This window comes from Erythrobacter sp. JB1-7 (assembly GCF_057365015.1).
Map to the genome: position 1 here is coordinate 1,883,524 of NZ_CP200291.1, position 12,985 is coordinate 1,896,508.

Here is a 12,985-nt window from a genome sequence, read left to right on the forward strand (position 1 = left end):
TCGCAATTCCGGACGCATTTCAGGCGCAATTGTCCTGAGAAAAGGAATACGTTCAAAAATCGGGATTGGTTACGCGGACACTCCGGCCGTTAGAAAGGCAGAACGGGCCCCGCCAAGATCAACGCCAGCGCGCAGCCCAAAACTATCACGCAGCGCGCGGCATCAATCGGGCGTGCCGGTAGCGCTGCATAGGCGGCTTGGGAAAGGGCGAAGGCTTTGCTCATAGCCTGCACAATGGGGAGCAAGTCCTAACGAAGCGTTAAGCAGCGCCAAGCGAGGGCATTTGCTGGCTGGCGCAATGAAAGCCGCCTCCGCCCGCCAGCACCGCATCGGCGGGCAGGCCGATACAATCGCGATCCGGGAACAGCGCGGCAATGGCTTGCACGCCTGCTTCATCAAAAGGCGAGCCGAATGTTGGCACCACGACCAAATGCGTGATGATCGCGAAATTCACATAGCTTGCAGGCTCAATCACGCCGCTGCGTTTTATCAAACCGGGCGAAGGAACGCGGATGATGTCCAATCCGAAAGTCTGTGCCCGCCGGGCAGCGTCATCGTAAATCGCGTGATTGGGATCATCCGCGCCGCTCGGCTCAGGCACGATCATACGGCCCGGCGCGGCAAAGCGGGCAAGATTGTCGATATGGCCATCGGTGTGATCGTTCATGAGCCCGTCCCCGAGCCACAACACCCGGTCAAACCCGAGCATTTCGCGCAGTTCTTCTTCGATATCAGCGCGGCTCAAATCGGGGTTGCGATTGGGATTGAGCAGGCATTGCTCTGTTACGGCGACAAGGCCGGTGCCGTCGCTTTCAATCGCTCCGCCTTCAAGGATCATGGCCGAAGTGCGCAGCTCCAATCCCGCATCACGCGCCAGTTCTTCGCCGATGCTCTCGTCACCCGCCATCTGATATTTGCCGCCCCAGCCATTAAAGCCGAACCGGACAGCGCGGCGCATGTTTGCATCGCTCACCATTAGCGGACCCGTGTCGCGCAGCCAGATATCACCATAGGCGCGCTGCTCCAGCGTGACTGACCCGCTCACCAATTCGCGCGCCCTTGCGGCGTTGGCCTGATCGCGCACAAGTAAGCGCACCTCTTGCCCGCTTTCAGCCACGGCATTGGCAAAGGCTGCAATCTGTTCCTGCGCGCGTTCAAGGTATCCCGGCCATTCTTCGGCCAAATGGGGAAATCCGATCCACAGCCAGTCCTGCGGCGCCCATTCGGGCGGCATCCGGGCAGGTGTGGCTGAGAGCGTATTGGCGCGCGCGGTCATGGCAATGCGTCTTGCAGAAGCTGGGAAGCAGCGTCAATGAAGCGGGATGGAGCCAGGGCACACAGCGGATTGGGATGAAGCGCTTGCACGGGCCCGTGCGCATTCGCCATTTCTGGCTCGCGCGCTTGATAAGCAGCCAGACCTCGAAGCGCTGCTGGCCAAAGGCGATGCGGAAGCTGCGCTCCTATGGGCCAAAGCGCATGCCGATAACCCCGATACATCAGCGGCGCTGCGGCGGGAACGTTTGGCGCTGGCGGCAGCGCTTGCCATCGGTGATCTGGCGGGCGCTTTGCCGCTTTCGCGCGTCGTGAGCGAGCTTACAGGATTTGCCGATCGCGCGATGGACCGCGCCATTCGCACGGCGATTGAAGAGCGCACGGGTGTTGCCAGCACCGCTGGCTTTATCGCTTTGGCATTGGGAAAGCAGGGGGCCTGTGAACTCAACTATTCCTCTGACATTGACCCCATCTGGCTTTATGATCCGGCGGCGCTGACATGCCGCAGCAATGATGATCCGGGCGAAGCGGTCCAGCGTTACGCCCGCCGCGCGGTGGCGCTGTTATCTGACACCACGCAGGATGGATACGCGCTGCGCGTTGATTTGCGGCTGCGGCCTGCTTCCGAAATCAGCCCGCTAGTCGTGCGGCGCGGGGCCGCGCTCACTCATTATCAAAGCGCCGCACTGCCGTGGGAACGCGCAGCATTCACCAGAGCGCGCGCCGCGTCTGCCGATATCGCGGCGGGCGAGGCGTTTCTGGAAGATATCGCGCCGTTCGTGTGGCGCCACGGGCTGGATTTTGGCGCGGTGGACGAAGTGCAGGCTTTAACGGAACGCATCCGCAAGAGCCATGCAGGCGCGATGAGGCCCGGACCGGGCTTCGATGTGAAAAAAGGGTTCGGCGGCATCCGCGAGATCGAATTTTTCGTTCAGACGCATCAGCTAATTCATGGCGGACGCGATCCCTCTTTGCAGGTGCGCGGGACACGTGCGGCGCTGGACGCGCTGGCGGCAGCCGGGCGTATTGAACAGGCCACGGCGCAGGATTTGGGTGCAGCCTATGACCGATTGCGAGTGATCGAGCACCGGTTGCAAATGGTCCATGATCGCCAGACCCATGCGCTGCCCGATGGCGCGGCGCTTGATAATGTGGCGCGCTTGGATCACCTTGAAGATGGCGCAGCGCTGATTGCTGATCTTGAGTTGGTCACGGGCAAGGTTGCGGCGACTTACGAAGCGCTCATTCGCCCCAGTCCCGTTCTTGCTATTGTGCCAGAGGCGCACAGCGAATGGGCAAAAGCGCTTAGCGAATATGGATTTGCCGAACCCGCCGCGCTTGCAAGGCGGATCGAGGGATGGCGCGATGGCCGCTATGCTTGCCTGCGTTCTGAGCAGGCTTTGGAGGCGTTTGAGCGGGTTTTGCCGCCGCTTTTGCGCGCGTTTGGGCAAAGCGATGATCAGGCGCGGGTTCTGGCCCGGTGGGAAGCCATCCTTGATTCTGCGCCTTCTGCGATCAATTTGTTCCGCCTGCTGGATGCGCGGCCCGATGTGCTGGAGCGTCTGGTCGCAGCGCTTACTCTTGCGCCTGCTTTATCGGACGAACTCGCGCGGCGGCCTGAATTGCTGGACACGCTGCTGGACCGGACAGCGCGCCAATTGCCGGGTGCGCCCGCTGAAATTGCTCAGCGATTTGAAGAATGCGCCGCAAGGCCGGATTACGAAGCTTTGCTCGATTCGATCAGGCTCGTAACCGGCGAAATCCGCTTTGCGCTGGGTGTGCAGATGATTGAGGGGCAGGCAGATCCGCTTGAGGTTGCCGCCGCATTATCTCGCACCGCTGAGGCCGCTATCAGCGTCGCAGTGCGCGAGGCTGGCCGCGAATTTGCTGCCAATCACGGCGCGATTGCCAATAGCGAACTGATCGTTTTGGGGCTTGGCCGCTTTGGCGGCGGGGCGCTTACCCATTCCAGCGATCTTGACACCGTATTTCTATTCACCGGCCCGTTTTCCGCCCGTTCCGATGGGCCAAAATCGCTCGGCGCGACGCAATATTACAACCGCCTTGCCGCGCGAGTCATTGCCGCTTTGTCGGTCCCCACCGCTCAGGGCGCTTTATACGAGGTCGACACTCGGCTGCGTCCGCAAGGTGCGCAGGGTCCGCTGGTGGTGAGCATGGATGCCTTTGCCAAATATCAGGAAGAAACCGCCTGGACATGGGAGCATATGGCCCTGTCGCGCGCACGGGTTCTGCAGGGCTCTGCACACAGCCGGCGGTCGGTTGCGGCCATAATGCAGCGCGTGCTGGCGCGAAAGCGGGATAAGGATGCCTTAGCGACATCGGTCACCGCGATGCGCGCAGAAATGGCGCAGCATAAACCGCCCGCTGGTATACTCGATGCCAAGCTCTTGCGAGGCGGGCTGATCGATTGCGAATTTCTGGTGCATTTCCTCCAATTGCAGGGGATCAATGCGAGCGGGCAGGCGCTGATTGATACCCATCCCAAAGCCTATTCCCCTGACCTTGCCGAAGCGATACCTGCGTTGATTGATGCAGGGCATCTGCCGCCAGGCTTTCTTGCCGATTATGATTTGATGAGCCGGATATTGGTCGCCGGGCGCCTGCTTGCCCCTGACACGAAAGAACCGCCACATTACGCGGCATCTGCGCTTGCAAGCGCATGCCAACAGCCCAATTATAAAGAGCTCTTGCAAGCCTTTGCGCAGACAAGGCAAAGAGTGGCGCAGATCTGGTCGAGTGTGCTTGGCGAGACCATCCCACATAGCGAAATGGAGCCGAATGATGAGTGATTTTCCCGGTATAGGTGATGCAATGCCCGATATTGCCATGGGCACGCCGGATGGCGGCGAAGTGAAGCCATCGGATTTTGCTGGCAGGAAACTGGTCGTATTTTTCTATCCGAAGGACAACACGCCGGGCTGCACCACCGAGGCAAAGGACTTTACCGCTCTCAAAGCCGAATTTGATGCGGCAGGCACTGAATTGCTGGGCGTATCGAAGGATAGCGCGAAAAAGCATCAGAACTTTATCGCAAAGCATGATCTGACAACGCCTCTGGCAACCGATGCAGCAGAAGATGGCTTGTCCGATGCGCTTGGTGTGTGGGCAGAAAAACAGATGTACGGCAAAACCTATATGGGCATGGTCCGATCCACCTATCTGGTCGGTGCCGATGGGAACATCGCTGCGGTCTGGCCCAAAGTGAAAGTCAAAGGCCACGCCGAAGAGGTTCTGGCGGCAGCAAAAGCGCTGTAAGCTGTGATGCAAATCGCGGCTCAAAATGTCTCAGAGGCCATTCGGTCGGTCCTTTTGACCGGCAATCCGCGTGCGAAATGCATGGCGGCGCGCGAAGCCGCGCGAGATTGGCGTTTGGGGCGGCTGGATTGCAGGTTTGACGCCGCGATGCCTGACCAGCCCGCTTGGCCTTCTGCTCCTGAGCTGCTGCCTCCCAACCAAATGCCCAAACGCGGCAAGTTTGGATCACCGCGTGCGCGGATCGCTTTGTGGCACAGCCTTGCGCATATAGAATTTGTCGCGATTGATCTGGCGCTTGATATGGCGGGCCGGTTCGGTGCGGAAATGGGCGAGGCGTTTGTCAGCGATTTTCTTGGTGTTGCCGCAGATGAGGCCATGCATTTCGCGCTGCTCGCCCGAAAACTGGAAAGCCTCGGCAGCCATTATGGCGCTTTGCCCGCTCATGCCGGGTTGTGGCAAGCGGCTCATGCAACCCGTCACGACGTCGCGGCCCGGTTGGCGGTTGTGCCGATGGTGCTGGAAGCGCGCGGTCTTGACGTCACGCCTGCAACTTTGAAGCGGGTAAAGGCTGCGGGGGATGCCAATGGTGCAAAAATTTTATCGCGCATTCTTGACGATGAAATCCGTCATGTCGCGATTGGCACCAAACACTTTTTGCATTGTGCAGAATCAGCCGGGCAAACCCCTGCAATTATGTGGCAGAACCTAGTTTCGCGCTACTTTCGAGGGTCTGTTAAGCCGCCATTCAACGACTCAGCCCGTCTTGCAGCCGGTTTATCGCGAGACTTCTATGCAGAGATTGCGCTTTAACGACTCGCGTTCATACCTCTCAATGTAACAAGTCGAAACGCCAATGTTATTGGCTGACCGGCAAAGTCTACCGGGCTTATTCGCGGCGCAAGATCAGCGAAAAGTGAGGCGGAGGCTTGGGTATGAGATAGCCCGCTGATGAAGCAGGCAGGTGTTCTTTAAGATAGAGCGCCAACACAGAGGAACCGGTCGCAATGATTACGCTCTTAAAGCGTCCTTTCAAAATTCTTGGCGCGGCGTGCGCGGCTTCGCTGCTTGCTGCCGCTGGTCCGGCTCTCGCCAACACCAACGCCAATACGGCGACCACCGCAGCTGACGTGACCGAGCCTTTGCGTGAAGCGCAGGAAGGCAAGTTGGCCAAAGGCGATCCGCGCTTTCGTCAGCTGTTTGCCAATTGGCGCACGCTCGACAAAGCAAAACCTGGCGCGCCAGCGGAGCGTGCGGCTGTCGCTATCCCTTCGCGTATGCCGGTTGATACAGGCCGGATGAGCAGCGGCTATGGAATGCGCAACCATCCAGTGCTGAAACGGCGCAAGCGCCACAATGGCGTTGATATTGCAGCGCCTACGGGCACACCTGTTTACGTAACAGCCGATGGTTTGGTGGGCCGTGCCAATTGGTTCTCAAGCTACGGGCTTTACATCAGCATCGATCACGGCGCGGATCTGGAAACGCGCTATGCGCATCTGTCGCGCCTTGCGGTTGCTGCCGGCGATACCGTTCGCAAAGGCGACATCATCGGCTATGTCGGCTCAACTGGCCGTTCAACCGGCCCGCACCTTCATTACGAAGTTCGCGTTGATGGACTTGCGGTCAATCCAATTCCTTATATGGTGGAATCGAACGCGCAGGCTCAGCTTGCGGCAGCCGATGAAAATGCTGGCCGCGGCGGTCAGTAAGTCTGCTGAAAAGGGTCTTATTTGACGGCCCTGAGGAGTTAGCCCGCCTGGAAGCGGGTTCGGACATTGGAGAGGGTGTCCGATCATAGGCGGCGGGTTTTCCCGCCGCCTTTTTTTATGCGCGATCCTGAACAAGCATTTCGCCAGTTAAAGGCTGTCCTTCGCTTTTCGCTTGAGTGCGAGCACCTGAACGCTAGCATCCCGAATCCAAGAGGCAGGCGCCCGCATTGGACGGTCGCTGCGAGAGAGGGAAACACCAGCCATGCACCCCATTGCCCATGCGGCGAGCAAACCTGATCACCCCGCCGTTATTATGGCAGGGTCTGGTCAGCACATGACCTATGGCGAAATGGACGAGGCGGCGAACCGCTTTGCCCAATTGCTACGATCGCGCGGGCTTGCGCCTGATGATGCGTTTGCGGTGCTGCTTGAAAACCGGATCGAGTATTTCAAGATCGTGTGGGGATCGCAGCGCGCGGGCACTTTGCTCGTGCCAATTTCCACTCGCCTCACTTCGCCTGAAATCATCTATATCCTTAAGGATTGCGATGCGAGAGTGCTGATCACATCGCATGTCTATGACGGTGTCCTGGCAGATATCCGCCGCGAATGTCCGGATATCGAAGTGCTTTTGACAGGCGATGATGGCGCGGAAAGTTTCGATGCTGCTTTGGCAGAGCAGCCTGCCGTACCCATTGCTGACCAGCGTGCAGGGCTCAATATGCTCTACAGTTCGGGCACGACCGGCAGGCCCAAGGGTGTTCGCCCTGCCCCGCCAGAGGATCCCGATCCGCAAGCCATCATCCCCTTTCTGGGGCTTGCCACTATGGGTGCGGGAATGCCGGCGGATGGATCAATGATCTATCTGTCCCCTGCTCCGCTTTATCATGCAGCTCCGCTGGCATGGTGTTCAGCAGCGCAGCGACTGGGCGGAACAGTCGTGGTGATGGAGAAATTCGATCCCGAAGCGGCTTTGGCGGCGATCGAGAAGTACAAGATCACCGACAGCCAATGGGTGCCAACGCATTTTGTGCGCTTTCTAAAGCTGGATCCCGCGATCCGCACCAAATACGACCTCTCCAGCCACAAACGCGCGCTTCACGCAGCCGCTCCTTGCCCTGTCCCGATAAAGCGGGAAATGATCGAATGGTGGGGACCAATCGTGAATGAATATTATGCCGGATCAGAAGGGATCGGCATGACAATGGTGGGGGCGGCCGATTGGCTGGAACACCCCGGCACAGTGGGCAAAACCATCTATGGCCAGCTGCATGTCTGCGGCCCCGATGGCGAGGAAGTGGAGGCAGGCGAAGACGGCCTGATCTATTTCGAAAACGTGCTGCTGCCCACTTATCACAACGATCCGGAAAAGACCGCCGACGCGATGCATCCCGAAGGCTGGATGACTTTGGGCGATATCGGTCATGTTGATCAGGATGGATATCTGTTCCTGACCGACCGGAAAAGCCACATGATTATCTCTGGCGGGGTCAATATCTACCCGCAGGAGATCGAAAACCTGCTGGTGACCCATGACAAAGTGATGGATGCAGCCGTGATTGGCGCGCCCGATCCTGATCTGGGGGAGAAAGTTGTCGCGGTTGTGCAGCCGCTCGACATGGGGGATGCAGGCGACGTGCTTGAGGCGGAATTGCGCGAATTTCTGGCGCCGAATCTTGCGCGGATAAAGCTGCCTAAATTGTTTGATTTTCGCCCCGACTTGCCGCGAGAGGCCAATGGCAAGCTGTATAAGCGCGAGCTGCGTGATGAATACGAAGCTGCCGCGAAGGAGAGCGTGTGATGCCGGCCAATGCGATCACTTTGTCTTCAGACATCGGGCGCAAAATCATTGCGCCTGAAAGCTATGCCGAGTGGGATGGGCTGCTTGATACCTTTGATGATCTGCGCACAACGTCACCTGTTGCCAAGATCGTTGCCGAAGACGATTCGTTTGAGCCGTTCTGGCTTATCACGCGCTATGATGATGTGATGCGCATCTCAAAGGACAACAAAACCTTCCTCAACAATCCCAAACCTGTCGTGTTTTCAACGCGTGAGGCAACCGCGTTCTCCCGGGCGGCGACCGGGTCCAATATGTTGGTGGATTCACTGGTGGTGTTCGATGCGCCGATCCATCCCAAATACCGCAAATTGACCCAGGACTGGTTTATGCCGCGCAATCTGGCGCGGTTGGAAGATGAGATCCGCGCCCTTGCGACCTCAATGGTCGATGCAATGCTTGCAGCGGGGCCCGAAGTGGACTTTGTCGAGGCGCTGGCCGGGCCTTATCCTTTGCGGGTGGTCATGCAGATATTGGGTGTCCCGCCAGAGGATGAACCCCGCATGCAAATGCTGACCCAGCAATTGTTTGGCGGTCAGGATGCAGATCTCTCGGGCACCGGCATGGAGAATATGACCCCCGAACAGGTCGTCCAACTGGTCGCAGGCGCGGTCAAAACCTTTGAAGATTACTTCGCCACACTGGCGCAGGATCGCCGCGCCAACCCAACCGATGATGTCGCCAGCGTCATCGCCAACGCGCTGGTCGATGGAAAGCCGTTGCCGCCGCGCGATATGGCGGGATATTATATCATCATGGCGAGCGCAGGACACGACACGACCAGCGCATCGACCGCGGGCGCTATGCTGGCCTTGGCGCAAGACCCTGACCAACTGGCGAAAGTTAAGGCCGATCGTTCACTGCTACCCGGTATTGTCGAAGAAGCGATCCGTTGGACCAGCCCGGTCCAGCACTTCATGCGCACGGCGGCGGAAGATGTCGAAGTGGGAGGGCAGCTTATCCGCGCGGGCGATTGGATGATGATCAATTATGTCGCGGCCAATCACGATCCGGCGCAGTTTGATAATCCGCGCGCATTTGATGCCGCGCGCTCGCCCAATCGCCATGCTGCATTCGGTGCCGGTGCGCATCAATGCCTTGGCCTGCACCTGGCGCGGCTGGAAATGCGGATTGTGTTCGAGGTGTTGCTTGACCGGATAGAAGCGGTGGAGCTGGCCGGAACACCTGCACGCGCAAACAGCACATTTGTTGGCGGCTTGAAGAAGCTGCCGATAAAGATAACCGCAGCGTAAGCTTCTGATATGGGAAAGCAGCGCAATAAAACAAGAGTGGCGCGCAAATATACATTCAAAAACGGGTCTATCGCAACTCCATACCGATTTTTCTGTTCTTTTCGCGCAATATATGTTAATACTCCATTCATGGGAAAAACCTGGAATTTGGCATGCTGCGCTTTTGCGGCAGGATTTGTTGAGGGGGATGCGAATGGACTTGCTTGATGTAACATTGCTTCAACCGCACAATCTGCCGTTTGCAGGCGCGGCGATCCTGCTTGTCATGATTGTGCTGCTCCAACTGATTGGAGCGGGCGATTTCTTTGACAGCGGCGACGTCGATATCGACTTGGATGTTGACGGAGCAGCTGACGGACTAGAACCCAGCGGCTTTTTGGAAAGCGCGTTCAGCCTTCTAGGGATAGGCCGGGTGCCGTTCCTCATCTGGTTCATGGTCTTGCTGTTCGTCTTTGTGATGATCGGCGTGTCGGGCCAGGAATTGGCGATCAGCCTTTTGGGCGCGCCTTTGCACCCGGCTTTGGCGGGCGTGCTGGCGGGAATTGGCGCTTTGCCAGTGAACGGAGTGCTGACCCGGCCCTTGGAGCGCATCTTGCCCAAGGATGAAACAAGCGCGGTGGGTCTTGATAGTCTGGTGCGGCGCGATGCTGAAATTCAAACCGGCACGGCCCGCACCGCGTCACCCGCGCGGGCGAAAGTCAAAGACCGCCATGGCCATCCTCATTTTGTAATGGTCGAACCGCATGATCCCGATGCGCAATTGAATGAAGGGGACACTGTTTTGCTGGTGCGGCGCGAAGGGGAGACATTCTTCGGCGTGCATTACGAAAGCAAGCTGCTGGGCCTCGATTAAACACACACAACGCGCGCTGGGATCCGCAGCCGCGCGATACACGATAGGAGACATTATGAGTTTGATTGATCTTGCGATTTATCTAGGCATTGCTGTTGCGGTTCTGCTTGGCATGGTGGTGTTGCTCACAACACTTTACCGACGCGCCTCCAAAGAAATCGCTTTCGTTAGGACGGGTGTTGGCGGCGAAAAGGTCGTGATGAATGGCGGCGCGCTGGTGTTCCCGGTGTTCCACGAAACCATGCCGGTCAATATGAACACATTGGTGCTCAGCGTTGTCCGCAAAGATGGCGAGGCGCTCATTACGCTCGACCGGTTGCGGATTGACGTGAAAGCGGAATTCTATGTCCGCGTTCGCCCCGATGCAGGCGCGATTGCGATGGCGGCGCAAACACTTGGCATGCGCACGATGCAGCCCAACCTATTGAAAGATCTGGTTGAAGGTAAGTTCGTTGACGCGCTGCGCTCGGTTGCGGCGGGCATGAGCATGAACGAGCTGCACGAGCAACGCGCAGACTTCGTGCAAAAAGTGCAGCAGGTTTCCTCCAACGATCTTGCGATGAACGGCTTGGAGCTGGAATCGGTTTCGCTCACTGGCCTTGACCAGACGAGCATTGAGCACTTCAACGCCAACAACGCATTTGACGCAGAAGGTCTGACAAAGCTTACCGAGCAGATCGAAGCGCGCAAGAAACTGCGCAACGATATTGAGCAGGACACCCGCGTCCAGATGGAGACGAAGAACCTCGAAGCGGACACGCGCAGCTTTGAAATCGGCCGCGACAATGAATATGCGCGCCTGCAACAAGAGCGCGAGGTTGAAATCCGCCGCGCTTCGCAAACCTCGGAAATCGCGCGTGAACAGGCTGAGCGTGAGCGCGAAGCTGAAGCGGCTCGGATCGAGGCGAAGAAGCAGGTTGATGCCCAGCAAATTGAGGCAGACCGCCTGGTTGAAGAGGCCCGGATCGATCAGGGCCGAGCGCTGGAAATTGCGCGTCAGGAACAGCAGATCGCGGTTCAAAACAAATCGCGTGAGGAAAGTCAGGCGAAAGCCGAAGCTGACGCTGCCCGCGCCAAAGCGGTCGCCGCCGAAGAGCAGGTTGCAACCGCTCGTGAAAGCGAGATTGCCGAGCGGCAGAAAATGATCGAACTGATCGAAGCGGCAAAGCAGGCCGAACGCGATGCGATTGGCATCAAGGTCGAAGCCGAAGCGGAGAAAGACGCCGCGACCAACCGCGCGGAAGCGTCACGGCTCGAGGCGAAAGGTGAAGCGGACGCAGAAATTCTCCGCGCCGAAGCAGACAGGGTGCGTTTCGAAGTCGAAGCCGCCGGTCAGCAAGCGGTGAACGAGGCGGCCAATATCCTCTCGATGGATCAGATCAGCCTTCAGACCAAACTGGCTCTGCTCAAAGTTCTGCCAGAAGTCGTGCGTGAAAGCGCGAAACCGATGGAAGCGATCGACTCGATCAAGATCGTTCAGGTCGATGGGCTTACGCAAGGCGGCGGATCTGGCGGCGCACCTGCTGGCGCAAATGGCGCGGGCGGCGGTTCGGGCAATCTGGCGAGCGACGCTGTCTCAGCAGCGCTGGCCTACCGCGCGCAGGCCCCGGTGCTCGATGGTCTGATGAAAGAGCTGGGCCTTGATGGCTCCTCGCTTGGCACTTTGGTGCAGGCGGCAACCGATGATCCCAAGAGCGTTGAGGAGGCTTTGGAAAAGCTGACCTTTAACGATGACGGCCCTGTTTCAAAGGATGATGCCGACGCCGCTGAATAAGCGATCAGACTCAATAAGAAAGCCCCGCTGTGCTCGCCGCGCAGCGGGGCTTTTTTATTCCTTGCGGCGTAATTATCCGAGCAATCTGTTTGCCATGGCGCGCACATCTGCGCCCATATCATCGCGCTCCAGCGCCAGCGCCAATGTCGCCTCGACAAAGCCTAGCTTGCTGCCGCAATCATAGCGGTTCCCGTCAAAGGTTACCGCATGGAACGGCTGGTCGCCGATCATCCGCGCCATCGCATCGGTCAGCTGAATTTCGCCGCCAGCGCCTTTGCCCTGCGTTTCCAGTGTTCGCATGACTTCGGGTTGCAGGATGTAGCGGCCCGAGATGATCTTGTTGGAAGGCGCTTCATCCACTGGCGGTTTTTCAACCAGGCCCTTTACCTCGGTCAACGCTCCATCGGCCGCGCCGGGATCAATCACGCCGTAGCTCGAAACCTCGTCATGCGGGACTTCGAGGACGCTGATAAGATTGCCGCCAGTCTGGTTATAGGCATCCACCATCTGCTTCATGCAGCCGGTTCCGCCTTTTTTGCCGACCATTAATTCATCAGGCAGGAAGATCGCAAAGGGCTCATCGCCAACGATCGCGCGCGCGCACCAGATTGCATGGCCAAGGCCCATCGGCACTTGCTGGCGCACAGTGATGATATCGCCCGGCGTTGCGCGGGTTGGTTCCAGCACGCCCATGTCCTTGCCGCGTTCGGACATAGTGGCCTCAAGCTCGTAGGCCACATCGAAATGCTCAACGATCGCGGTTTTACCGCGCCCGGTGACAAAGATCATCTGTTCAATGCCAGCTTCGCGCGCTTCGTCGACGGCATATTGTATCAGCGGACGATCCACGATGGGGAGCAGTTCTTTCGGGATCGCCTTGGTCGCTGGCAAAAAGCGTGTGCCAAGTCCGGCGACTGGAAAAACGGCTTTCTTAATCGGCTTGGGGGACATGAATTTGTCATCCTGTCTTTAAGGCACACACGTGCTGATGGTGGCTCACCTGCCGTT

Annotated in this window: 10 protein-coding genes; 8 read left to right on the forward strand and 2 right to left on the reverse strand. The window is 58.3% G+C overall.

The annotated features are described in order from the left end of the window. Positions 1–259 precede the first annotated feature (259 nt). Positions 260–1,276, reverse strand: coding sequence for an agmatine deiminase family protein (locus AC0V6W_RS09195; protein WP_486149300.1), 1,017 nt, complete (start codon positions 1,274–1,276; stop codon positions 260–262). Positions 1,277–1,322: 46 nt separating this feature from the next. On the opposite strand from AC0V6W_RS09195, the gene glnE reads away from it, so the two are divergent. From glnE to AC0V6W_RS09235, 8 genes are all read left to right on the forward strand, one after another. Then, on the forward strand, positions 1,323–4,082 hold the full coding sequence (gene glnE / locus AC0V6W_RS09200) for a bifunctional [glutamate--ammonia ligase]-adenylyl-L-tyrosine phosphorylase/[glutamate--ammonia-ligase] adenylyltransferase (RefSeq protein ID WP_486149302.1): 2,760 nt from the start codon (positions 1,323–1,325) through the stop codon (positions 4,080–4,082). After that, a complete protein-coding gene (locus tag AC0V6W_RS09205; protein WP_486151532.1) occupies positions 4,075–4,548 on the forward strand; it encodes a peroxiredoxin in 474 nt (157 codons plus the stop codon). Before glnE ends, AC0V6W_RS09205 begins: the two co-directional genes overlap by 8 nt. Before the next feature lie 6 nt (positions 4,549–4,554). Next, complete coding sequence (locus tag AC0V6W_RS09210; protein WP_486149304.1) at positions 4,555–5,358, forward strand: ferritin-like domain-containing protein; 804 nt, start codon at positions 4,555–4,557, stop codon at positions 5,356–5,358. A gap of 194 nt (positions 5,359–5,552) precedes the next feature. Beyond that, complete coding sequence (locus AC0V6W_RS09215; protein WP_486149306.1) at positions 5,553–6,257, forward strand: M23 family metallopeptidase; 705 nt, start codon at positions 5,553–5,555, stop codon at positions 6,255–6,257. A gap of 262 nt (positions 6,258–6,519) precedes the next feature. Further along, positions 6,520–8,058: an acyl-CoA synthetase gene (locus AC0V6W_RS09220; protein ID WP_486149308.1), complete on the forward strand. Its 1,539-nt coding sequence runs from the start codon at positions 6,520–6,522 to the stop codon at positions 8,056–8,058. Further along, the gene (locus tag AC0V6W_RS09225; protein WP_486149310.1) at positions 8,058–9,350 is read left to right on the forward strand and encodes a cytochrome P450; all 1,293 of its coding nucleotides are present in this window, start codon (positions 8,058–8,060) and stop codon (positions 9,348–9,350) included. Before AC0V6W_RS09220 ends, AC0V6W_RS09225 begins: the two co-directional genes overlap by 1 nt. A gap of 193 nt (positions 9,351–9,543) precedes the next feature. Further along, on the forward strand, positions 9,544–10,203 hold the full coding sequence (locus AC0V6W_RS09230; RefSeq protein WP_486149312.1) for a YqiJ family protein: 660 nt from the start codon (positions 9,544–9,546) through the stop codon (positions 10,201–10,203). Positions 10,204–10,315: 112 nt separating this feature from the next. Beyond that, positions 10,316–11,977 carry a flotillin family protein gene (locus AC0V6W_RS09235; RefSeq protein WP_486151534.1) on the forward strand — a complete coding sequence of 554 codons (1,662 nt, stop codon included), beginning with the start codon at positions 10,316–10,318 and terminating at the stop codon, positions 11,975–11,977. Between the two features lie 72 nt (positions 11,978–12,049). Here AC0V6W_RS09235 and galU read toward each other — a convergent pair whose 3' ends face one another. After that, positions 12,050–12,928: a UTP--glucose-1-phosphate uridylyltransferase GalU gene (galU, locus tag AC0V6W_RS09240; protein WP_486149314.1), complete on the reverse strand. Its 879-nt coding sequence runs from the start codon at positions 12,926–12,928 to the stop codon at positions 12,050–12,052. Positions 12,929–12,985 lie beyond the last annotated feature (57 nt).